The 22,240-nt window shown below is 75.6% G+C and carries 18 protein-coding genes and 1 pseudogene; 10 read left to right on the top strand and 9 right to left on the bottom strand.

Annotation, left to right across the window (positions count from 1 at the left end):
• Positions 1–42 precede the first annotated feature (42 nt).
• Together ACIPSC_RS21025 and ACIPSC_RS21020 are read left to right on the top strand one after the other, a co-directional pair.
• Positions 43–693: an ArsR/SmtB family transcription factor gene (locus ACIPSC_RS21025; RefSeq protein WP_400827437.1), complete on the top strand. Its 651-nt coding sequence runs from the start codon at positions 43–45 to the stop codon at positions 691–693.
• A complete protein-coding gene (locus ACIPSC_RS21020) occupies positions 690–2,054 on the top strand; it encodes an MFS transporter (RefSeq protein WP_400827435.1) in 1,365 nt (454 codons plus the stop codon). The genes ACIPSC_RS21025 and ACIPSC_RS21020 overlap by 4 nt, the downstream gene beginning before the upstream one ends.
• A 198-nt stretch (positions 2,055–2,252) precedes the next feature.
• On the opposite strand, the gene ACIPSC_RS21015 is transcribed toward ACIPSC_RS21020, so the two are convergent.
• Together ACIPSC_RS21015 and ACIPSC_RS21010 are read right to left on the bottom strand one after the other, a co-directional pair.
• A complete protein-coding gene (locus ACIPSC_RS21015; RefSeq protein WP_400827434.1) occupies positions 2,253–2,966 on the bottom strand; it encodes a DUF6629 family protein in 714 nt (237 codons plus the stop codon).
• A 380-nt stretch (positions 2,967–3,346) separates the two neighbouring features.
• A pseudogene (locus tag ACIPSC_RS21010) lies at positions 3,347–4,186 on the bottom strand (DMT family transporter); the annotation flags it as partial.
• Between the two features lie 300 nt (positions 4,187–4,486).
• On the opposite strand from ACIPSC_RS21010, the gene ACIPSC_RS21005 reads away from it, so the two are divergent.
• Positions 4,487–4,750 (top strand): dsRBD fold-containing protein, encoded by a 264-nt coding sequence (locus ACIPSC_RS21005; RefSeq protein WP_238864540.1) that lies wholly within the window; start codon positions 4,487–4,489, stop codon positions 4,748–4,750.
• 194 nt (positions 4,751–4,944) lie between these two features.
• Here ACIPSC_RS21005 and ACIPSC_RS21000 read toward each other — a convergent pair whose 3' ends face one another.
• Entirely contained in the window at positions 4,945–5,418 is a 474-nt protein-coding gene (locus ACIPSC_RS21000) for a carboxymuconolactone decarboxylase family protein (RefSeq protein ID WP_400827432.1), read from the bottom strand.
• A 149-nt stretch (positions 5,419–5,567) separates the two neighbouring features.
• On the bottom strand, positions 5,568–6,506 hold the full coding sequence (locus ACIPSC_RS20995; protein ID WP_400827430.1) for an alpha/beta fold hydrolase: 939 nt from the start codon (positions 6,504–6,506) through the stop codon (positions 5,568–5,570).
• A 210-nt stretch (positions 6,507–6,716) separates the two neighbouring features.
• Between ACIPSC_RS20995 and ACIPSC_RS20990 the strand changes: the two genes are divergently transcribed.
• Positions 6,717–7,151, top strand: coding sequence for a MarR family transcriptional regulator (locus tag ACIPSC_RS20990; protein WP_313768038.1), 435 nt, complete (start codon positions 6,717–6,719; stop codon positions 7,149–7,151).
• A gap of 81 nt (positions 7,152–7,232) precedes the next feature.
• Here the strand turns inward: ACIPSC_RS20990 and ACIPSC_RS20985 are convergent, their stop codons facing one another.
• On the bottom strand, positions 7,233–8,315 hold the full coding sequence (locus tag ACIPSC_RS20985; protein WP_400827429.1) for an AEC family transporter: 1,083 nt from the start codon (positions 8,313–8,315) through the stop codon (positions 7,233–7,235).
• A 224-nt stretch (positions 8,316–8,539) separates the two neighbouring features.
• Here ACIPSC_RS20985 and ACIPSC_RS20980 point away from each other — a divergent pair, with 224 nt between their 5' ends.
• On the top strand, positions 8,540–8,989 hold the full coding sequence (locus tag ACIPSC_RS20980) for an HD domain-containing protein (protein ID WP_400827428.1): 450 nt from the start codon (positions 8,540–8,542) through the stop codon (positions 8,987–8,989).
• 267 nt (positions 8,990–9,256) lie between these two features.
• Here the strand turns inward: ACIPSC_RS20980 and ACIPSC_RS20975 are convergent, their stop codons facing one another.
• The 4 genes from ACIPSC_RS20975 to ACIPSC_RS20960 all read right to left on the bottom strand — a co-directional run bounded on the left by ACIPSC_RS20975 (position 9,257) and on the right by ACIPSC_RS20960 (position 14,135).
• Positions 9,257–9,631 carry a transglycosylase SLT domain-containing protein gene (locus tag ACIPSC_RS20975; protein WP_400827426.1) on the bottom strand — a complete coding sequence of 125 codons (375 nt, stop codon included), beginning with the start codon at positions 9,629–9,631 and terminating at the stop codon, positions 9,257–9,259.
• Positions 9,632–10,192: 561 nt separating this feature from the next.
• On the bottom strand, positions 10,193–11,800 hold the full coding sequence (locus tag ACIPSC_RS20970) for a carboxyl transferase domain-containing protein (protein ID WP_400827424.1): 1,608 nt from the start codon (positions 11,798–11,800) through the stop codon (positions 10,193–10,195).
• A 218-nt stretch (positions 11,801–12,018) separates the two neighbouring features.
• Positions 12,019–12,882: a sirohydrochlorin chelatase gene (locus ACIPSC_RS20965; protein ID WP_400827422.1), complete on the bottom strand. Its 864-nt coding sequence runs from the start codon at positions 12,880–12,882 to the stop codon at positions 12,019–12,021.
• Positions 12,883–12,986: 104 nt separating this feature from the next.
• Positions 12,987–14,135, bottom strand: a complete 1,149-nt coding sequence (locus ACIPSC_RS20960) for a uroporphyrinogen-III synthase (protein ID WP_400827421.1) — start codon at positions 14,133–14,135, stop codon at positions 12,987–12,989.
• A gap of 192 nt (positions 14,136–14,327) precedes the next feature.
• Here ACIPSC_RS20960 and ACIPSC_RS20955 point away from each other — a divergent pair, with 192 nt between their 5' ends.
• From ACIPSC_RS20955 to ACIPSC_RS20935, 5 genes are all read left to right on the top strand, one after another.
• Positions 14,328–16,502: a molybdopterin oxidoreductase family protein gene (locus ACIPSC_RS20955; RefSeq protein WP_400827419.1), complete on the top strand. Its 2,175-nt coding sequence runs from the start codon at positions 14,328–14,330 to the stop codon at positions 16,500–16,502.
• Positions 16,499–17,707 carry an NAD(P)/FAD-dependent oxidoreductase gene (locus ACIPSC_RS20950; RefSeq protein ID WP_400827417.1) on the top strand — a complete coding sequence of 403 codons (1,209 nt, stop codon included), beginning with the start codon at positions 16,499–16,501 and terminating at the stop codon, positions 17,705–17,707. The genes ACIPSC_RS20955 and ACIPSC_RS20950 overlap by 4 nt, the downstream gene beginning before the upstream one ends.
• Positions 17,708–17,797: 90 nt before the next feature.
• A complete protein-coding gene (nirB, locus tag ACIPSC_RS20945) occupies positions 17,798–20,392 on the top strand; it encodes a nitrite reductase large subunit NirB (RefSeq protein ID WP_400827415.1) in 2,595 nt (864 codons plus the stop codon).
• The gene (nirD, locus tag ACIPSC_RS20940; protein ID WP_400827414.1) at positions 20,389–20,832 is read left to right on the top strand and encodes a nitrite reductase small subunit NirD; all 444 of its coding nucleotides are present in this window, start codon (positions 20,389–20,391) and stop codon (positions 20,830–20,832) included. Before nirB ends, nirD begins: the two co-directional genes overlap by 4 nt.
• Entirely contained in the window at positions 20,829–22,208 is a 1,380-nt protein-coding gene (locus ACIPSC_RS20935; RefSeq protein ID WP_400827413.1) for a nitrate/nitrite transporter, read from the top strand. Before nirD ends, ACIPSC_RS20935 begins: the two co-directional genes overlap by 4 nt.
• The last annotated feature ends 32 nt before the right edge of the window (positions 22,209–22,240 follow it).

Here is a 22,240-nt window from a genome sequence, read left to right as displayed (position 1 = left end):
AATTCCTTTGCGAAGAAGTCTTTGCGGTTCTACGCTGCTGCCATGACCGAAGAGAAGCGGTGGCCGCACAGCCCCGACCCGCAGACCGATGTCGTCCTCGACGCGCGGGGCCTGCGGGCCATGGCCCATCCGGTGCGCGTGCAGCTGGTCGGGCTGCTGCGTCGACTCGGGCCGTCCACCGCGACCAGGCTGGCCGAGCGGATGGGCCTGACGTCGGGCGCGACCAGCTACCACCTGCGCCAGCTGGCGGCCGCGGGCTTCGTCACCGAGGACACCGAGCGCGGCAACGCCCGCGAGCGGTGGTGGAAGGCGGTCCACCAGAACACCGTCTGGTCGGACCGGGACTTGGCCGAGCAGGAGCCCGAGGCGGCGATCGGCTTCCTCCGGTCGGTTGTCGCCGCGAACGCGCTGACCACCCAGCGCGCCCTGAACGAGTTCGACGCCATGTCGCGCAGCTGGCGGCACGCGTTCGACTTCAGCGACTGGGCGCTGCGGCTGACGCCGGAGGAGTCGCGCGAGCTCGCCGAGGAGCTGGCGGCGGTGGTCGCCCGCTACCGCCGGGACGACGCCCGGGAGGAGGCGCCCGAGGGGGCGGAGCGGGTCGCGGTCGTGCTCCAGGTGCTGCCCGATCCCGCGGGCGGGCTGCCGGCGGACGAAGCGGACGCGGGCGACGAGGGGGAGGGGCGGGTATGAGCACCACCGTGGATCGAGGCCCGGCCCCGGCGCCCCGCACCGTCCGCCCGCTGGTCGGCGTGTTCGGAGCGATGGCGATCTCGCTGACGGGGACGCGGGTCTCGGCCATCGCCCTGCCCTGGTTCGTCCTCGCCACCACCGGCAGCGCCACCATGACCGGCCTCGTCGCGTTCGTCGAGATGACGCCGTACGTGCTCGTCAAGGCCCTCACCGGGCCGATGATCGACCGGCTGGGCCCGCGCGTCGTCTCCTGGACGACGGACGCGGTCAGTGCCGTCGCCGCGGGCCTGATCCCGCTGCTGCACGGCGTCGGCGCGCTGCCGTTCTGGCTGCTCCTGGTCATGGTCGGCGTGGTCGGCGGGGTCCGCGGCCCGGGGGACCTCGCCAAGGAGGTGATGGTCCCCGAGGCGGCCGACCGCGCCCGGATACCGCTGGAGCGGGCCACCGGCCTCGCCGGCGTGACGGAGCGGCTGGCCTCGACGGTCGGGCCGGCGGTCGGCGGTGGTCTCATCGCGCTGCTCGGCCCGATGGCGGGCCTGACCGTCAACGCCGCGGCCTTCGCCCTCGGCTCGCTGGTGATCGCGTTCGCCCTGCCCGCCGGCATGGGCCGCGCGGCCGCCGCGCCCGAGCCCGCGGCGGAGGGTGCGCCCGGAGAGAAGGTCGGCTACTGGCAGATGTTCCGGGAGGGGTTCACCTTCCTGCGCAGCGAGCCGCTGATGCTCACCGTGATCGTGATGATCGGCATCACCAACCTGCTGGACGCCGGGTTCATGACGGTCCTGATACCGCTCTGGGCCAAGGAGTCCGGCGGCGGCCCGGCGGCCATCGGGCTCTCCGGCAGCGCCTGGGGGATCGCCGCGGTCGCGGGCAGCCTGGTGGCGGCGGCCGTCGCCCACCGCCTGCCGCGCCGGACGGTCTTCTTCGCCGGCTTCCTGCTCTGTGGTGCCCCCCGCTTCCTGGTCCTCGCGCTGGATGCGCCGATGGGTGTGGTGCTCGCCGTGTTCGCGGTGGGCGGCTTCGGGGCCGGGTTCCTCAACCCGATCCTCGGCGCGATCACCTTCGAACGCGTCCCGCGTCACCTGCTCGGCCGGGTCGGCGCCCTGGGCGACTCGCTCGCCTGGGCCGGCATACCCCTCGGCGGCCTGCTCGCCGGCAGCGCCGCCGCGCTCACCGGCCTGCTGCCCGTGCTGCTCGCCTTCGGCGGCCTCTACCTCGCCACCACCACCCTGGCGGGCCTGCGCCCGGAGTGGCGGGAGATGGACCGCTCGCGCGGGCGGGGCGCGGTGGCCGGATCGGTTCCGCCGAGCACGGTCGGCGCCGAGTCGGCGGCCGGCGAACCGGTGGGGTCGGCGGCCCGGTGACGGTGGCGCCCGTGCGGCGCCGTGCGTCCGGGCCCGCTCGCCCCCGTCGGCCGGCCCGATCCGAGCAGCTTTCCTGACGGCCGGGCAGCCGGCGCGGGACACCGTGCAGGGCAGGCGGCGGTGGCGGTTCACCGACCGGGGTCGCGGGCGTGGCGCTCGGCCTCGGCATGCCACTCGGGTGCGGTCATGCCGGCGATGCTAGGGCGTGCCCTGGTCGGCGTGCCTCCGGTGGGAGCGGCGGCCGGCGGACGGGCGGTCGTCGGGTGGGCGGTCACCGGGCGGGGTGGTGGTCCAGCGGAGCAGGAGCACGCTGGCCAGGGCGGCGAGGGCGCACCAGGTGGAGATGAAGGCCAGTCGCCACAGCAGCGCGCAGACGACGGCGCCCACGCCGGTGAGCAGACCGAGGTGCCGTAGCCGGCGGTCGCCGCTGAGGAGGAGCGCGCCGACGGTGGCGAGCAGGTAGCCGGTCAGCAGGAGTGCCGGGTGCGGGAGGCCGACGGCGTAGGTGAGGGTGTGGCCGTGTTCGGCGGCCCCGACCGGGTGGGTGGCGACGGCCACGGCGAGCGGGGCGGCGACGAGGAGGCCGAGGAGTACGAAGGGCAGGAGGCGCCGTCGGCGGGCCGGTTCGCGTGCCGCGCACCAGACCCCGGCGGGGACGAGCACGGGCAGCAGCGGCAGGGCGATCACCGCCCATGCGGTGCGGGCCAACCCGGCCGCGGGTGCGGGCAGGTCGCCGTCGGCGCCGGACCAGACCGCGGCCTCGATCAGCTGGTGCACGCCGAGCACCAGGGGGAGCGAGGCGAGAAGCAGGCGCTCCGGTCGCCCGGCGCGGTACGCGCGGGCCAGGCAGACCAGGCCGATCCCCGCGACCACGCCGCCGGCCGCCAAGTCCGCCTGCGCGCTCCAGCACATGCCTCAGCCCGGCCCCGGGACTACCGGGGGCTCCCGCCGGTGCCGCGCGGATCGTTGCCCTCGCGGCGGTCGGGTCCTTGGTCGTCGGGTCCTTGGTCGTCGGGTGCGCGGCTGTCGGGTGCGCGGCTGTCGGCTGTCGGGCTGCCGTCGACGGGGCCGCTTGTGGGGCCGCTGCCGGGAGGGTCGTGGTGTGGCGGGCCCGGGCCCGGGGCGTGGTCGGGGGCGGGATCGGTACCGGCGTCGGTACCTGCGTCGGCACCGGCACCTGCATCGGGGGCGGCACCGGAACCGGCACCTGCGTCGGGGGCGGCCTCGGGCCCGACCCTTCCCGAGTCTTCGGGGAGGTCGCCGACGCTCTCCAGCAGGTCTCCGGTGGAGCCGGGCATCGCGGGGTGGCGGCCGATCACGATCACGCCGATGACGATGGCGATCAGCCCGGCGATCTCCCAGGCCAGGGCGCCGGGCGTGACCCGCAGCCGGTCGCCGAGGAAGCCGACCGCACAGACGATCCCGGTGATCGGCTGCGCGGCGGTGAGCGCGGGCAGCGACATCCGCAGCGGCGCGGCCTCGAACGCACTCTGCACCAGCAGCAGTCCGACCACGCCGGCCGCCACCACCGCGTACGGCTGCCAGGTGCCCAGCACGGCCGAAAGACCGTCGTGGTCGAGGCGTTGGGTGGTGGTGCGGGTGAGGGCGTCCTGGAGACCGTAGAGCAGGCCGGCGGCCAGGGCGAGCAGCGTGGCCTCCTCGAAGAGGGGCAACCGGCGGGCGAACGAGACCAGCAGCAGGGTCAGCCCGGTGACCGTCCCGACCACCAGCCAGTGCCGCAGTTCGCCGGCCGGTGGACCGCCGCCGGTGGGTCGTCCGGCCACGATGAAGGCCGTGACGCCGAGGGCGAGCAGCAGCACCCCGATCCAGCCGGAGCGCCCGAGGGACTGGCGGGTCAGGACGCGGGAAAGGGCCATGGCGAAGAGCAGGTTGGTCGCGAGCAGCGGTTCGACCAGTGAGACCTCGCCCTGGTTGAGGGCGAGCGCGGAGAGGATGAGCCCGCTGACCATGAAGCCGGTGCCGAGCAGCCACTCGGGCATCCGCAGCAGGTCGAGCAGCAGTCGCCAGTGCAGCAGGTCGCCACGCGGGGCCCGTTGTGCCGCGTGCTGCTGGAGGACGAACCCGAGGCCCAGGCAGCAGGCGGCGCTCAGTGCGAGGAGGAAGACCACCACGAAGGGACCACCCCAATGTCGCTGCCCGCACCGCACCGGTGGTCTGCGGTTCGACGGCGGTCGCGGCGCGCTCTCGTCAGCGTACCGCCGGGGCGGCCCGCCGACCCCCGGGAGCGGCCGGGGTGGGCGTGGCGCCCGGGCACACGGCCGTGGCCCCCGGCCGTGCCTCCGTCCGTCCCCCCGGCCCGCGCTTGCCGCCGTGGGCGGAGCGGGCGCACGCTGGTGTGAGCGGCCGCCACGGCGTCAGCATCCGTGCCGGTCAGAGCAGGCACGACGGGGGCGGGCGCCAGGAGGTGTGGCATGCACAACCAATGGGATGTGGAGCTGAGCTTCGACGAAGACGGCGTGCACACGGCGTGCGACGCGAGGCTGACCGGCGCCAGGGCACCGGGCCTCAGCGCGCACGGGGAGTCCGTCAAGAGCGCGGACGACCGCCCGCTCGCCCGGATCGGCGAGGAGATGGCGGCCTCCCGTGCACTGGAGGAACTGGCCCACAAACTCCGGGCGCAGGCCACCGGGGAGATCGAGGACGAGGGCCACCGGCCCGGCTACCTGATCTACTGAACACGTACCGACCGACGGTCGCGGACCGGCCGACAGGGCCTCCGGGCCTCCGAAGCAACCGGGCCGGGCGCAGTGCGCCCGGCCCCCGGCAGCCCCCGGTTGGCGGTGGGCCCCGTCCGGCTCCGGCTGATCAGCCGGCCGTCCGATCGTCCGATCGTCCGATCGTCCGGTCGGCAGATCAGCCGATCCGCAGATCAGCCGAACTGTCCGGGCTGGTAGTCACCGGCGGGCGTCTGGACCATGACGTTGCCGCGGTTGAAGGCGTTGATCACGGTGATGACACCCACCAGGGCGCCGAGCTGCTCCTCGTCGTAGTGCTTGGCGGCGTTGGCCCAGACCTCGTCCGGGACGCCCCCGGCGGCATCGGCGATGCGGGTGGCCTCCTCCGCGAGCTCCAGCGCCGCGCGCTCGGCATCGGTGAACACCGTCGCCTCGCGCCAGGCCGCGACCAGGTTGAGGCGCTCGGGGCTCTCGCCGGCGTGCACGGCGTCCTTGAAGTGCATGTCGGTGCAGAAGCCGCAGCCGTTGATCTGGCTGGCGCGGAGCTTCACGAGCTCCTGGGTCGAGGCCGGCAGCGTCGAGTCGGCGAGCACCTTGCCCGCGGCGATGATGTGCTTGAAGACCTTGCCGAGGACCGGGTTGGTGAAGGGGTTGAGGCGTGCTTCCATGATGGGCTCCGTTGCCGTCGTCCTGCGGTGTCACATCCTTGACGGGACAGCCCGGCGGTTTGTGACACGGAGCCGATGTGACGGGCGTCACTCCCGTTCCGGCCTGTCGGCCCTGACATCGCAGCGCGATCCGACCCGCGGGGCGCCCGCTACGGGCGGGCGGCGAGGAACTCGGTGAGGCGACGGTTGAGTTCGGCCGGGTGGGCGATCGGGAGATTGTGGTGGGAGGCGTCGGGGAGCACGTCCACGGTGGCCCCGGGCAGGGCCTTCCGTGCCAGCTCGGCGACGCGCCGGGCGTCGTGCGTGCGGCTCCGGGCGGCGAACAGGGCCAGCGTCGGCGCGGTGAGGGCGCGCAACCGTTCGGTGGTCGGTTGCGGGCCGGTGACCGGGCGGGTGGCGGGGAAGCCGGTGAAGCCGAGTGCGTACAGCTCGCGCCAGGCGGCTTCGTCGGTGGTGCCGGAGCCGGCGCCCCGGGCCTCCCAGGTGAGGTAGGAGCGGGCCTTGCCGGCCGTCCGGGGCGGCACGAAGAGCGGTAGGGCGCGCAGCAGGTAGCCGGGGCGGAACCCGGCGAAGCACTGGGTCGGGTCGAGCAGGGCCAGTCGGTGGACCCGCTCCGGGGCGTGGAGCGCGTACTCCAGTGCGATCCAGCCGCCGTAGGAGTGGCCGCAGAGGTCCACCCCCGCGACGCCGAGTCCGTCGAGCACCGCGTCGAGCCAGCTCATCAGGCCGGCCACGCCACCGAGCGGCACGTCGAGGACGCTGCGGCCGGGGTCGCCGATCAGGTCGACGGCGAGGATGCGGTGGCCGGCCGCGGTGAGCGCCCCGACATTGGCGAACCAGCCGGTGGAGGTGGCGCCGCCGCCGTGCAGCAGGACCAGCGGCCGGCCGTCGCGCGGGCCACAGGCGTTGACCCGGGTGGCGCCGTGCGGAGTCCGGACGGTGAGCGCCTCGGCGGGGACGGGCCACCGGCTCAGGGCCTCGTCGTAGGCGGCGAAGAACGCGGCGAGCGCCGGTGAGGCCTGCGCGGCGGCCGAGCCGGGGGAGGCGGACGAGGCGTGGGGGGATCCGGTGGTGCGTGCTGACATCATGCCCTCCGACGGATGGCGAATTCACTCGCTGGCCAATAATCTCGCTGAGCGAGAGAATAGTGGCACAGGGCGTGCCGAGGGAAGGACGACAGGGTGGGTGCACAGGTCGACGGACAGCCGGACGGGCAGCCGGACGGAGAGCCTGCCGCGCAGCAGGGAGGCGGTGCCGGCGGGCGGACGGCGGAGCCGGTGGGCGGTGCTACGGAGCCGATGCAGCTGGTTCATCTGCTGCGCGGGCTGACCGTCGAGCTCGACCTGTTCGGTGCGGAATTCGCCGGTCGGCACGGACTTCACCCGACCGACCTGAGGGCGCTGATCCACCTGTTGGATGCGGCGCGAGCCGGCACTGTAGTGACGCCCGGTCGGCTCGGTGCGGCGCTGCGCCTCAACTCGGCGGGCACCACGGGCCTGGTCGACCGGCTGGAGCGGCTCGGCCTGATCCGTCGCGAGCGCGACCCGGGGGACCGGCGGAAGGTCCGGCTGCTGGTCGAGGACCGGGCGATGGAGCTGGGGCAGGACTTCTTCGGGGGCCTGATCGGGGACCTGGTGGCGGCCATGGGCCGGTTCGACGCCGGAGAGCTGGCGACGGCGCAGCGGTTCCTGCAGTCCATGACCGCCGTGGTCGCCGCGGCCCGGGAGGAGTGACCCGGCCGTCGCGGTGACCCGGCCGCGGTGAGCCGGCCGCGGTGACCCGGCCGCGGTGAGACGAGCTGCGCCGCGGCCGGCTCAGTGGCTCGGGGAGAGCACCCAGGTGACGGCGGAGAGGGTGGCCATCGAGACGAGGGTCGAGCAGAGCACCGAGTCGCGGGCGAGGGCGGTGGCATGGCCGTACTCGCGGGCGTAGACGAAGACGTTCTGGGCCGTCGGCAGTGCCGAGAACAGCACCACGGTGAGCAGCTGGTGCGCCGGCAGGTGGAGGAGGAAGGCGCCGATGGCGAATGCGCCGAGCGGCTGTATCAGCGTCTTGATCGCGACCGCCACGCCGACCTCCGCGTAGCGGCCCGGGCGGCCGGCCCGCCCACGGCCGTGGTGCTGCCTGTCGGTGCCCGCGCCCGGAAGGCCGGTGCCCGGAAGGCCGGTGCCCGGAAGGCCGGTGCCCCGAAGGTCCTCGCCCGCAGGGTCCGTGCCCCGAGGGCCCGCGCCCCGAGGGGCCGTGGCCGGGCGGTCGGCCGGTGGGCGGTGCAGCGACATGCCGAGGGCCACCAGGGCGGTCGGCACGCCGGCGCCGCCGAGCAGCTCGCAGGAACGGTTCAGCTCGGCCGGCAGGTGCCAGCCGCCCGCCGACACCGCGGCGCCGAGCGCGGCCGCGAGCAGGATGGGGTTGCGCAGCGGCAGGGTGAGCGCCGCCCGGCGGCCCGCGCGCCCGGTGTCCAGCACGGTCAGCACGGCGGGTGTCACCAGGAGCGTCTGGAACAGCACCACCGGTGCGGCGAAGGAGGCGTCGCCCAGGATCTGCATGGCGACCGGGATGCCGAGGTTGGCCGAGTTGACGTAGCCGGCCGCCATGCCGCCGATCGCCCGTTCGGCCGGCGGCCGGCCGAAGAAGCGGTGTGCGACGAGCGCGCCGATGCCCACCGCGAGCGCCGTTCCGGCGGCGAAGGCCAGCATCGACGGGTTGGCGAACTGGTCCAGCGGCGTCCGGCCGATCATCAGGAACAGAGCGGCCGGCATCGCCACGTGGAAGACGAACCGGCTCAGCACCGCTTCCGCCTGCGGTCCGAGCAGTCCGCTGCGGCCGACCAGGTAGCCGATCCCGGTGAGGGCCCAGATCGGGGCGAAGCCGGAGAGCAGCGGATGCAGGCTGGGCATGGTTCCTCGGAGGGCTCGGCCGCGCCGGGCCGCGCTGCCGGGGCCGAGGTGCCGGCGCGGCGGTGAGGCGACGTCGGATCGGCGGCGCGGCGGTGCGGCGAAACCGCCCGGGTGGTGGCGGCGTCGTCGGGGCGACGGGGGCGGGTCGGCGGGGTGGCCGCCGAGCCGGGGGTCGCCCGGCCACGCCGAAGTCAACCAGACGCCCCGCGGCCTACCATGGCCCGGTGGACTATCTGAGCCTGGCCGAGGTGGAGACGATCGCATGTCGAGCGCACGAGGGGCAGGTCGACAAGAACGGCCACCCGTACTCCGAGCACCTTGCCGCGGTGGCGCACGGTGTGGCCGCGCGCGGCGGGAGTGACGAGCAGGTCGCGGCCGGTTGGCTGCACGACGCGATCGAGGACGATGCACTGACCCGGGAGTGGCTGGCGGAGGCCGCGCTCTCCGACGCCACCAAGGCGATCGTCGACGCGCTCACCAAGCGCCCCGGCGAGCCGTTGGAGGGCTACACCGCCCGGATCCTGGCGACCCCGGGCGCCCTGCTGGTCAAGCAGGCCGATCTGGCCCACAACTCGAACCCGGTGCGGCTGGCCTCGCTGGACGACGCGACCGCCGCCCGTCTCGCCGAGAAGTACCGTCGCACGCGCGAACTGCTCGGCCTGGCCGAGGACTGACGGGGCGCCGGGTCGGTGGTCCGCCGGTCCGCCGGTCTGGTGGTCTGGTGGTCGGCGATCGCGGACGGCCGGGGCCGAAGACGGGCGAGAGGGCCCGTGCACGCGGATTGCGCGTGCACGGGCCCTCTCGGTCACCCCGGTGATCCCTGTCCGATCCCCGGGGTGAGGGGGGACAGCGGTTCGGAAGCTGGGGGAGGTGGAGCCGGGCGGCTCAATGCCAGTGGCTCAGTGGCTGCGGCTCAGTACCAGTGGTTCGGTACGAGCGGCTTAGTACCAGTGGTGGGTCTGCCAGAAGGCCCAGGCGGCGTTCGGGCTGCCGTAGCGGGTGTTCATGTAGTCCAGCGCCCACTTGATCTGGGTGGCCGGGTTGGTCTTCCAGTCCGCACCGGCGGAGGCCATCTTGGAGCCCGGCAGCGCCTGCGCCAGACCGTACGCGCCCGAGCTCGGGTTGGTCGCGGTCACGTTCCAGCTGGACTCGTGGCTGATGATCTGGCTGAACGAGGCGAGCTGGTTGGCCGGCACGATCTGCGCGGCGATGGTCTTCGGGGAGGCGGTCGCGGCGGAGGCGGTGGAGGGCAGCAGACCGGCACCCACGGCGGTCAGACCGGCAGCGCCGGCAAGAATCGCGGCGGAAGTACGCATACGGAGCTTGAAAGCGGGCATGAAGAACTGGACCTCAATCGGGTTGGGCCGGTGTCACGCCCCGCCTCGACCGGTGGCCGGACAGGGGCCGAAACGGTCGCGGGGCGTGACTCGGCAACAAGCCGTCCTCCGGCGGGACAGGAGCCGGGGCGGCTGACGACTGAGCCATTGTTGCCAGACCGGATCGGCCGCCGCCAAGACCCCCTGGCTACGACCCGCCGTCGTAGCGCCGGGCCCTGCCGTGGAATCGAAGGGACCGCCGAGGCCGGCGTCGTGGTGCCCGCTGACCTGGGGGAATGCCCTGCCGCGGGACCGCCCGCCCTCTCCGATCGGCACTCACTACCGGCCGTCGTGCCGCCCAATCGCGTGTGAGCGCACTCACCGAGCGACCGCCCCACACCGTCACCGTCCGGACGGCGGGCAACCACTGCGCGTACAGACGATCTGAGAGCGGCGCCACAGCCGGAGCCGCCGTCGGAGCCGGCACGGGCGTCGCCGCCGTTGCATCCGGTCCGTCGCACCGGCGTTGAAGCCGGGGGCGTCCGGCCCGGCCCGTGGACGTCAGCCGGCGAGCACGTCCCCGAGCCGGCGGTGGCGGACCGCGCGGGCCGCGAGCCGGTCCGCCTCCGATGCCGAGGCCAGCGCGTCGAGCGCGGTGCCCAGGGTGAGGCCGAGCCGCCCGCAGAACGCGGCCGGCTCCTCGGCGGCGTCCGGCAGCTCGGGGACGACCGTGTCGACCAGGCCGACCTCCGCCAGGTCGTACGCGCCGATGCCCTGCGTGCGGGCGAGCTCGGCGGCGTGGGCGCCGTCGCGGTGGACGATCGCCGAGGCGCCCTCGGGCGGGAGCGGGGCCAGCCAGGAGTGCTCGGCGGCGAGGACGCGGTCGGCCGGGAGCAGGGCCAGCGCTCCGCCGCCCGATCCCTGGCCGAGCAGCACCGCGAGGACGGGCGTGCGCAGGGCGAGCAGGGTGGTGAGGCAGTGCGCGATCTCGATCGCGATGCCGTCCAGCTCCGCCTGGGCGGAGAGCTCCGCGCCGGCCGTGTCCACGACCGTGACCAGCGGCAGGCCGAGCTGTTCGGCGAGCCGGGCGGTGCGGCGGACGGCGCGCAGGTCGGCGGCGGTGAACGGGCGCTCGCGCTCCGCGCCCTGCCGCTGCTGCCCGACCACCAGCGCGGGGCGGCCGTGCAGGACGACGAGCGCGCGCACCAGCGCGCCGTCCCGGCCGCCCGGGGCGTCCAGCAGGAGGAGCTCCTCGGTGGTCCGGCGCAGCAGCTCGCGCGTTCCCGGACGGTCGGGGCGGCGGGTGCGGCGCACCGACTCCCAGGCGTCGGGGCGGTCGGCCGGCAGCGGTCCGTCGGCGGCGCCACCGGGCGGGACTGCGTCGGCGCCGGTCCGGGGTGCGTCCGCGGGGCCGGGCGCCGGACCGGCGGCCGGGTCCAGTACGAGGGCCGGGTCCAGTACGGCGAGTGCGCGCCGCAGCACCTCGCGCAGCTCCTCCGGTGCGACGACCGCGTCCACCAGGCCGTGGCCGGCCAGGGTCTCGGCGCGCTGCACGTCCGCCGGCAGCTCGACGCCGCGCAGCTCCTCGTACACCCGGGGGCCGAGGAATCCGAGCCGGGCGCCCGGCTCGGCGAACACCAGGTGCCCGAGGGTGCCCCAGGAGGCGAACACGCCGCCCATGGTCGGATTGCGCAGATAGGTGAGGTAGGGGAGACCGGCCGCACGGTGCGCCTGCACGGCGGCGGTGATCCGGAGCATGCAGAGGAATGCCGCCGAACCCTCCTGCATCCGCGTGCCGCCCGACACCGGCAGGGCGACCACCGGCAGCCGCTCGGCGGTGGCCCGCTCCACGGCCCGGGTGATCCGCTCGGCGGTGGCCACTCCGATCGACCCGCCGAGGAACCCGAACTCGGACGCCACCAGGGCCACCGCCCGGCCGCCGATCAGTGCGGTTCCGGTGATCACGGCCTCGTCCGCCCCGGTGCGCTCGTGTGCCCGGGCCAGGGCCGCGCGGTAGCCGGCGTCGGCGGGCCCGCGGCCGATCGGCTCGTCCCAGGACCGGAACGAGCCGGGGTCCACCAGCAGTCCGAGGAGCTGGCGCGCCGTCAGAGAAGTTCCCGTACCCAACGCCCACCCCGCACCCGAGCCGCCCGCACCGACAAGATCCACCCTACGCAGCGGGCGTCGGCGCGTCCCGGTCCGACGTGCGGATGTGACCGGGTCGACAGCCTCGGCGGACCCGCCGGGTTCGTGCCGTCCCGCCGGCCTCGGGAACCCCCGCGGGCCGCCGGAAAACCCGTCGCGGCGCCGGGTCGTTCCGGCCACGATGGCGGGCATGGAGACCGGGGGGCACAGCCGGGTCCACTGGCCCGCCGGCCACCGGGCCGTCAGTGCGCGCGGGTCAGGGCGGGCCGTCGGTCCCGGCCGGTCCCGGCCGCCGGCCCGGTGTGCGCGCGGTCGCGGAGGTCGGCGCAGGCGTTGTCGTAGCGGGCGCCGACCAGGCGGGCGAGCGCGTCGTGGGTGCCCAGCGGCGCGCTGGTCCAGTGGGCGGAGGTGCCGGCCGCCCGGTCGGCGAAGAAGCCGGGGCCGAGAAGGTAGGTGGCGACGGCGACCCGGTGGTGGCCCGCGGCGTGCAGGGCCTCGACCGCCTCACGCGGGGTCGGCCGGGCCGCGGAGAGGTAGGCGGGGACGACCGGCCGGCCGTCGGCCAGCCGGGCCGCGAGCAGCCGGGCCGTCCGGCGGGTGTCGGCGGCGGCCGCCGGGTCGGAGGAGCCGGCCGCGGCAAGCACCACCGGGCCGGCGCCCGGGGCGCGTCCGCTCTCGGCGAGCCGGTCCGCGAGGACGGTGGCCAGCAGCGGGTCGGGGCCCAGCGCGGGGGCGAGCCGGACGTGCGGCAGCCGGGCGGCGGCCAGCGCGCCGGGGATGTCCACCCGCAGGTGGTAGCCGGTACCGAGCAGCAGCGGTACGAGGACGGCCGGCTCGTCGCCGGCGAGCCCGGCCAGGGCCTCGGGCAGGGAGGGCGCGGCGAGGTCCAGGAAGCAGCAGCGGACGTCGAGTTCGGGCCGCTGTGCGCGGACCAGGTCGAGCAGCGACCGGGTCGCGGCGACGCCGGCGGGGTTCCGGCTGCCGTGGGCGACGGCGAGCAGCACCGGCCGGCCGGCGCCCCGGGCCGAAGCCCCCGGCCGCCGCACCGCGACGCCTGCCGGCCGGTCGGGCGGCCCCGCCGGCCCGCCGGCCGCCGTCTGACGCACCACCACTCCGCCGGCCGCTGTCTGACGCACCACCGCCCTGCCTCTCGCCGTCTGACGCACTACCACTCCGCCCGCCGCCGCGACGCCCGCCGCGTCGCCGGCCGTCAACTCGCCGCCAGGCGGTAGCCGCGCTTGGGTACCGTGCGGATCAGCGCGCCGTGCGGCCCGAGCGCCGCGCGCAGCCGGCCGACGGCCGCCTCGACCGCGTGCTCGTCGGCGGCCGCATCGGCCCAGGCGGTACGGAGGAGTTCGGCGCGGCTGAGCACCCGGCCGGGCTGCTCGGCGAGGGCGCGCAGGACGGCGGCGCCGCGCGGGCTGAGCCAGTGGCTCTGGCCGTCGACGAGGACGGCGTTGCCCTGGAGGGTGAGCACCCGCCCGGCGAGCACGACCTCCTGGCGGCCGCGGCCGGGCAGGGCCTCGGCGAGCAGCCGGACCAGCGAGCCGAGCCGGCCGCGCTCCGGGAAGACCGCCGGCAGGCCGAGTTCGGCGAACGGCCGGGCGCAGAGCGCACCGACGCAGACCGGCAGGACGTCGGCGCGCAGCGCGTCGAGAAGTGGTTCGCGCAGGCCCTCGGCGGTGGCGGTCTCGACGAAGGCGGTGACCGCCGGGGCGCTGGTGAAGGTGAGCGCGTGGACCTGCCGCCGGACGGTCTGCTCGACCAGCCGGCGCACCGGGGCCGGGTCGTCCGGCGGCTCCCAGCGGTAGACCGGGACGGAGATCACCTCGGCGCCGCGCTCGCGCAGCGCCGCCGCGAACGCGTCCAGCCGGATGCCGTGCTCCTGGACGGCGATCCGGCGGCCGTCCAGCGGGCGGGCGAGCAGCCAGGTGAGCAGTTCGTCGGTGGCCTCGGAGCCGGGGGAGAAGCGCTCGCCGAGGCCGCTGGCCCGCACCGCGCCGGTGGCCTTGGGGCCCCGGCTGAGCACCACCGCCTCCCGGCAGGCGTCGGCGAGGGCGGCGCCCCGGCCCCAGCCCTCGGCCGCGCTCATCCAGCCGCGCCAGCCGACGCCGGTGGTGGCGATCACGTAGTCGAGCGGTGCGGCCAGGCAGCGTTCGGTGGCCTGACGCAGGGCCAGGTCGTCGGCGAGCGGGGTGATCCGCAGCACCGGTGCCTCGACCACCTGGGCGCCGCGCCGGGCGAGCAGCGCGACCAGTTCGTCGCGCCGCCGTGCGGCGGTGACACCGATGGTGAAGCCGGTGAGGGGCCCCGGCTGCGCGCTGGGACGCGGGACGGCGAGGGTGGGGGAGGGAGCCATGGCGGCAAGGGTGCTTCGCCCGCGTTACGTGCGGATTGCCCGGCCGTCACCTGCGCGTTAGCGAATCAGGCCGTCCGGTTACGGCTGATGTCCGGCCGCGCACCCCGTGCCGGCGGCGGCGTGAGCGAGGCGTACCGCGCCCGCAACACGGGGGACCCGGCGGCGAAACGATCTCCGGCGAGATTCTTCGGCATGACGACGACCACCGACACCCACTGCCCGTACTGCTCGCTGCAGTGCGGCATGCGGCTGCGCACCGGGGGCGACCCGGCCGCGGCCGGTGCGGCCGAGGCACCCGCCGAGGTGCTGGAGCGGCCCGGGTTCCCGGTGAACCGGGGCGCGCTCTGCGGCAAGGGCCGTTCGGCGCCCGCGCTGCTGGCGCCGGGCGCCCGGCTGACCGGTCCGCTGCTGCGCGACCGCCCGGGCGGCCCGCTGCGGTCGGCGGGGTGGACGGAGGCGCTGGACCAGGTGGCCGCAGGCCTGGCCGAGGTCCGCGAGCGCCACGGGGCGGACGCCGTCGGGGTGTTCGGCGGCGGCGGCCTGACCAACGAGAAGGCTTACCAGCTGGGCAAGTTCGCCCGGGTGGTGCTGCGCACCGCGAACATCGACTACAACGGCCGGTTCTGCATGTCCTCCGCGGCCGCCGCGCACCGCAGGGCGTTCGGGCTGGACCGCGGGCTGCCGTTTCCGCTGGCGGACATCCCGCACACCGGCTGCCTGATCCTGGTCGGCGGCAACCCCGCCGAGACGATGCCGCCGGCACTCCGCTATTTCCGCGAACTCCGCGAGAACGGCGGGACGTTGATCGTGGTGGACCCGCGCCGCACGCGGACCGCGGCGGAGGCCGACCTGCACCTGCAGCCGCGGCCCGGCGGGGACCTCGCGCTGGCGCTCGGCCTGCTCCACCTGGTGATCGCCGACGGCCGGGTGGACGAGGAGTTCGTCGCCGCCCGTACCACCGGCTTCGACCGGGCCCGGGCCGCCGCGATGGCGCACTGGCCGGACCGGGTGGAGCGGATCACCGGCGTCCCGGTCTCCCAACTCCGTGCCGCAGCCGAGCTGTTCGGCCGCGCCGCGACCGGTATGGTGCTGACCGCGCGCGGCCCGGAGCAGCAGAGCAAGGGCACCGACACGGTCGGCGCCTGGATCGACCTCTGCCTGGCCACCGGGAAGGCCGGCCGCCCGTACTCCGGGTACGGCTGCCTGACCGGCCAGGGCAACGGCCAGGGCGGCCGGGAGCACGGCCAGAAGGCCGACCAGCTCCCCGGCTACCGCTCGATCGAGGACCCGCAGGCCCGCGCCCACGTGGCCGGCGTCTGGGGCGTCGACCCGGACGAGCTGCCCGGCGCCGGCCGCTCCGCCTACGAGCTGCTGGACGGCCTCGGCCGGCCGGGCGGGGTCCGCGCGCTGCTGCTGACCGGCTCCAACCCGGTGGTCTCCGCGCCGAACGCCGCCCACGTCACGGCCCGGCTGCGCGGGCTGGACCTGCTGGTCGTCGCCGACCCGGTGCTCTCCGAGACGGCCCGGCTGGCGGACGTCGTCCTGCCGGTCACCCAGTGGGCCGAGGAGGACGGCACCACCACCAACCTGGAGGGCAGGGTGATCCTGCGCCGCCGCGCGCTGGACCCGCCCGAGGGCGTGCGCACCGAGCTCTGGGTGCTGCGCGAACTCGCCGCCCGGCTGGGCGTGGAGAAGGGCTTCCCGGACGAGGCCGAGGAGGTCTTCGACGAGCTGCGCCGCGCCTCGGCCGGCGGGGACGCGGACTACTCCGGCATCAGCTACCGGCGGATCGCGGCCGAGGACGGCGTCTTCTGGCCCTGCCCCGACGACGCGCACCCGGGCACCCCGCGGCTCTTCCTGGACCGCTTCGCCACCCCGGACGGCCGGGCCCGCTTCGCCGGCGTCACCCACCGCCCGGCCGGCGAGGAGCCGGACCGCGACTACCCGCTCCACCTGACCACCGGCCGGGTGCTCGCCCAGTACCAGAGCGGCGCGCAGACCCGCCGGGTGCCGGAGCTGAACGCGGCCGCGCCCGGGCCTTTCGTCGAGCTGCACCCGCGGCTGGCCGCCCGGCTGGCCGTGGCGGAGGGCGACCTGGTCGCGGTGACCAGCCGGCGCGGCCGCGCGGTGGCGCCGGCCCGGATCACCGACGCCATCCGCCCGGACACCGTCTTCATGCCGTTCCACTGGCCCGGTGCGGGGCGGGCCAACACCCTGACCAACCCGGCCCTGGACCCGGTCTCCCGGATGCCGGAGTTCAAGCTCTGCGCCGTGCGCGTGGAGCCGGCCCGGGAGCCGGCCCGGGAGTCGGCTCAGGAACCGGTCCGAGAGGCGGCCCGGGACGCAGCCCAGGAGGTGGCGCCGTGAGGAACGCACAGGACCGGCGGATCGCGGTGGTCGGCGGCGGCATGGCCGCGGCCCGCTTCGCCGAGCGCTACACCGCGCTGGGCGGCTCCGGCCGGGTCACCGTGTACGGCGCCGAACCCCGCGCCCCCTACAACCGGGTACTGCTCGCCGACGTGCTCACCGGCCGCTACGAAGCCGAGTCGATCGCGCTGCCGCTGGGCGGCGCCGAGCCGCGGCCCGGCTGCGAGGTGGTGGCCCTGGACCCGGCCGCCCGCACGCTCGGCCTCGCCGACGGCACCGTGGAGCCGTGGGACGAGCTGGTGCTCGCCACCGGCGCCAACCCGGTGCTGCCACCCATCCGGGGCCTGCGGCGGGCGGACGGCGGCGGCCTCACCGAGGGCGTCCACACCCTGCGCACCCTGGAGGACTGCGGCCGGCTCGCCGAGGACGCCGTGGCCGCCCGCCGGGCCGTCGTGATCGGCGGCGGGGTCCTCGGGGTGAGCGCCGCCCGGGCCCTGGCCGCGCTCGGAGTGCCCACCGAGATCGTCCACCAGGGGCCGTACCTGATCGAGCGCCAACTCGACGCGCAGGCCGGGGAGGTGCTCCGCGGCCGGCTGCTGGAGGTCGGTGTGGAGACCTACCCCGGCAACCGGGCCCGCGCCCTGCGCGGCGAGGACCGGGTGACCGGCGTCGAGTTGGCCAACGGGTACGTCCTCGACTGCGACCTGGTGGTGCTCGCCTGCGGCACCCGGCCGCGGACGGCGCTCGCGCACACCGCCGGCCTGCCGGTCGCCACCGGCGTGCTGGTGGACGACGCGCTCGCCACCGCGGCCCCGGGCGTCCACGCGATCGGCGACTGTGCGGAGCACCGCAGCACCGTGCACGGCCTGGCACTGCCGGCCTGGGACCAGGCCGACGTGCTGGCGCAGCGCCTGTCCGGTGCCGAGCCGGACGCCCGCTACACCGGCTCCCGGCCCCCGGCCCGGCTGAGCACCGGCGGCCTGGAGTACGCGGCCTTCGGCGCGGTGGACGAGAGCCTCGACCCCGGCCTGGACGTGCTGCGGCTCACCGACGCCACCCGCGGCAGCTACAAGAAGCTCGTGCTGCGCGGGGACCGGCTGGTCGGCGCGATCCTGCTCGGCGACCTCGCCGGCGTGGACGCCCTCGCCGAGGCCTGGCAACGCGACGACCCGCTCGTCGACCACCCCCTGCACCTGCTCACCTGAGCCACCGGCTACCGGCCCCGGGCCGGACCCACCGCCACACCCAGAACCCCCTGAACCCTGCACCCCCGCACGACCCCGAGGAGCATCGCGATGACATCGCACACGCCCGACCGACCGCGGGACCTCGTCCTCGTCGGCCACGGCATGGTCGGCCAGCGCTTCCTGGAGGCCTTCACCGAGCAGCCCGGCGCCGAGGGCTGGCGGATCACCGTGCTCGCCGAGGAGCCGCGCCCGGCCTACGACCGCGTCCACCTCAGCGCGCTGTTCGACGGGAAGACCGCCGAGGACCTCGCGCTCTGCCCGCCCGGCTTCCTCGCCGAGCACGGCATCGACCTGCGCCTCGGCGACCCGGTCACCGCCGTCGACCGAGCCGGCCGGACCGTCACCACCCGGGCCGGCACCCGACTGCGCTACGACGCCCTGGTGCTGGCCACCGGCTCGGTGCCGTTCGTGCCGCCCGTGCCCGGCAAGGACGCGGCCGGCTGCCACGTCTACCGCACCATCGAGGACCTGGACGCGATCCGCGCCGACGCGGACCGGGCCGGGACCGGCGTGGTGGTCGGCGGCGGCCTGCTCGGCCTGGAGGCCGCGGGCGCCCTCAAGGCGATGGGCGTCGCCACCCACGTGGTCGAGTTCGCCCCCCGGCTGATGGCGGTCCAGGTCGACGAGGGCGGCGGCGAACTGCTCCGGCGCAAGATCGAGGAGCTCGGCGTCACCGTCCACACCAGCGCCGGCGCCAGCGGCGTCGAGACCGGCGAGGGCGGCCGGGTCCGCGCCCTGGCCCTCTCCGACGGCCGCGAACTCGCCGCCGACCTGGTGGTGTTCTCGGCCGGAGTCCGCCCCCGCGACCAGCTCGCCCGCGACTGCGACCTGCCGGTCGGCCCGCGCGGCGGCATCGTGGTGGACGAGCACTGCCGCACCGCCGACCCGGCCGTCCTGGCCATCGGCGAGTGCGCGCAGACCGTGGACGGCCGGGTCTACGGCCTGGTCGCGCCCGGCTACCAGATGGCCGAGACGGCCGCCCGCACCCTGGCCGGCACCGCCGGCTCCGGCTTCACCGGCGCCGACACCTCCACCAAGCTCAAGCTGCTCGGCGTCGACGTGGCCAGCTTCGGCGACCCGCACGGCGCCGCCGAGGGCGCGCTCGACGTGCTCTACAGCGACAGCCGGCTCGGTGTCTACCGCAAGCTCGTGATCGGCACCGACGGCGCGCTGCTCGGCGGCGTCCTGGTCGGCGACACCGAGGCCTACGGCACCCTGCGGCCGCTCGCGATGGCCGGCAAGCCGCTCACCACCCCGGCCGAACAGCTGGTGCTGCCGGCCGGGTTCGCCGCCGCCGGCCCCGTCGCGCTGCCCGACGACGCGGTGCTCTGCTCCTGCCACAACGTCACCCAGGGCGCCGTCCGGGCGGCCGTGCACGAGGAGGGCTGCGACTCCGTCGCCGCCGTCAAGAAGTGCACCCGGGCCGGCACCGGCTGCGGCAGCTGCATCAAGCAGCTCACCACCGTCGTCAACGAGGAGCTCGCCGCCACCGGCGTCGCCACCCGGACCGGCCTCTGCGAGCACTTCCCGCAGACCCGCGCCGAGTTGTACGAGATCGTCCGGGTCACCGGCATCACCACCTTCTCCGAGCTCGTCGACCGGTACGGCAGCGGCGAGGGCTGCGACATCTGCAAGCCGACCGTCGCCTCCGTCCTGGCCAGCCTCGGCAACGGCCACATCCTGGACGGCGAGCAGGCCGCACTGCAGGACTCCAACGACCACTTCCTCGCCAACCTCCAGCGCAACGGCTCCTATTCGGTGGTGCCCCGCGTCCCCGGCGGCGAGATCACCCCCGAGGGGCTGATCGCGATCGGCGAGATCGCCCGCGACCACGGCCTCTACACCAAGATCACCGGCGGTCAGCGGATCGACCTCTTCGGCGCCACCGTCGACCAACTCCCCACCATCTGGCGGCGGCTGGTCGACGCGGGCTTCGAGTCCGGCCACGCCTACGGCAAGGCGCTGCGCACCGTGAAGTCCTGCGTGGGCGAGACCTGGTGCCGCTACGGGGTGCAGGACTCGGTCGGGCTCGCGATCGAACTGGAGCTCCGCTACCGTGGGCTGCGCTCCCCGCACAAGCTCAAGTCCGCCGTCTCCGGGTGCGCCCGCGAGTGCGCCGAGGCCCAGAGCAAGGACTTCGGCATCATCGCCACCTCGTCCGGCTGGAACCTCTACGTCGGCGGCAACGGCGGCATGACGCCGCGTCACGCCGACCTGCTCGCAGCCGACTTGGACCGGGAGACGTTGATCCGCACCATCGACCGGTACCTGATGTTCTACATCCGCACCGCCGACCGCCTGGAGCGCACCTCGGTCTGGCTGGAGCGGCTGGAGGGCGGCCTGGACCACCTGCGCGCGGTGGTCATGGACGACTCGCTCGGCATCGCCGCCGAGCTGGACGACCTGATGGCCCGTCACATCGACGACTACCAGGACGAATGGGCGGCCACCCTGGCCGACCCGGACCGGCTGCGCCGGTTCTCCTCCTTCGTCAACGCCCCCGGCACCCCCGACCCGGCCGTCACCTTCGTCCCCGAACGCGGCCAGATCCGCCCCGCCCGCCCCGACGAGGACGGGCACGTCCTCACCGCCCCCACCCCGGTCCTGGTGGCCGGGCCCCGACTGGAGGTGCTCGTCCCGTGACCGTGGAGATCCACGACGGCATCCGCTGGCAACCCGTCTGCACCCTCGACGACCTGCAGCCCGGCCGAGGTGTGGCCGTCCTGCTCGGAACCGACCAGGTGGCCGTGTTCCGCGACCGCGCCGGCGCGCTGCACGCCGTCGACAACCGCGACCCGTTCAGCGGCGCCCACGTCCTCTCCCGCGGCCTGATGGGCAGCCGCGGCGACCGGCCGACCCTGGCCTCCCCGATGTACAAGCAGGTCTTCGACCTCACCGACGGCCGCTGCCTCGACGAGGAGACCGCGCCCGACGGCGCCCCGGCCGTCCTGCGGCTCTGGCCGATCCGCGACAGCGCGGGCGGCAGCGCCGGTGACGGCACGGTCGGCGCCGGGTCCGCGGGTTCCGCGGCCGCCGCGGGCGCCGGGCGGGCCGGACTCGCCGGGCAGGAGGGCGCAGCATGAGCGCCGTCGTCGAGACCCCGCCCGCGGGCGGCAGAGCCGGCACCGCCCCGCTCACCCACTGGGATCCGGAGGACCAGGTCTTCTGGGAGCGGACCGGCGCCGCGATCGCCCGCCGCAACCTGGTCTTCTCCGTGCTCAGCGAGCACATCGGCTTCTCGGTCTGGAGCATCTGGTCGGTCCTGGTGCTCTTCCTCGGCCCCGAGTACCACATCGACACCGCGGGCAAGTTCACCCTGACCGCACTGCCCACCGCCCTCGGCGCCCTGCTGCGGCTGCCCTACACCTTCGCCGTCGGCCGGTTCGGCGGCCGCAACTGGACGGTCGTCAGCGCGCTGCTGCTGCTCGTCCCCGCCACCCTGGCGGCCCTGGTGCTCACCCCCGGCGTCTCCTACGGCACGCTGCTCGCGGTGGCCTGCGTGGCCGGTATCGGCGGCGGCAACTTCGCCTCCTCGATGGCCAACATCAACGCCTTCTACCCGCACCGGCTCAAGGGCTGGGCGCTCGGCATCAACGCGGGCGGCGGCAACCTGGGCGTCCCGGCGGTGCAGTTGCTCGGCCTGCTCGTCCTGGCCACCGCCGGCGCGGCCCACCCCAGGCTGCTGCCGCTGCTCTACCTGCCGCTGATCGTGCTGGCCGCGGCCGGCGCCTGGTGGCGGATGGACAACCTGGCGGCTGCACCGCGCGGCGAGGGCCGGGCGCTGCGGGAGGTCGCCCGCGACCCGTACGGCTGGGCGGTCTCCGCCCTCTACATCGGCACCTTCGGCTCGTTCATCGGCTTCGGCTTCGCCTTCGGGCAGGTGCTCCAGGTGCAGTTCCACGACCGCTTCGACACCCCGGTGAAGGCGGCCGCGCTGACCTTCCTCGGTCCGCTGCTCGGCTCGCTGCTCCGGCCGGTCGGCGGCCGACTGGCCGACCGCTGGGGCGGCGCCCGCGTCACCCTGGCCACCTTCGTGGCGATGGGCGCCGGCACCGCGGTCGTCCTGGCCGCCTCCCGGGCGCACTCGCTGCCGCTCTTCCTGGGCGGCTTCATCGCGCTCTTCGTGCTCAGCGGCATCGGCAACGGCTCGACCTACAAGATGATCCCGGCCCACTACCAGGCCAGGGCGCGGGCGGCCGTCGCGGCCGGCACCGACCCGGCGACGGCCGAGTCCGACGCCCGCCGCCGCTCGGCCGCGCTGATCGGCCTGGCCGGCGCGGTGGGCGCCTTCGGCGGGGTGCTGGTCAACCTCGCCTTCCGGCAGTCCTTCCTCGCCAGCCACAACGGCGACGACGCCTACCTGGGCTTCCTGGTCACGTACCTGGCCTGCTCCGTGCTCACCTGGGCGGTCTGGCTCCGCCCGCGGGCGGCCCGGTCGACCGCCGGCGCCGAGGCCTGACGCCCCTCCACCTCGCCGACCGGTCCCCGGGC

It is taken from the genome of Kitasatospora sp. NPDC090091, assembly GCF_044747365.1.
Classification (GTDB): domain Bacteria; phylum Actinomycetota; class Actinomycetes; order Streptomycetales; family Streptomycetaceae; genus Kitasatospora.
This window is presented reverse-complemented; position numbering and strand designations above follow the sequence as displayed.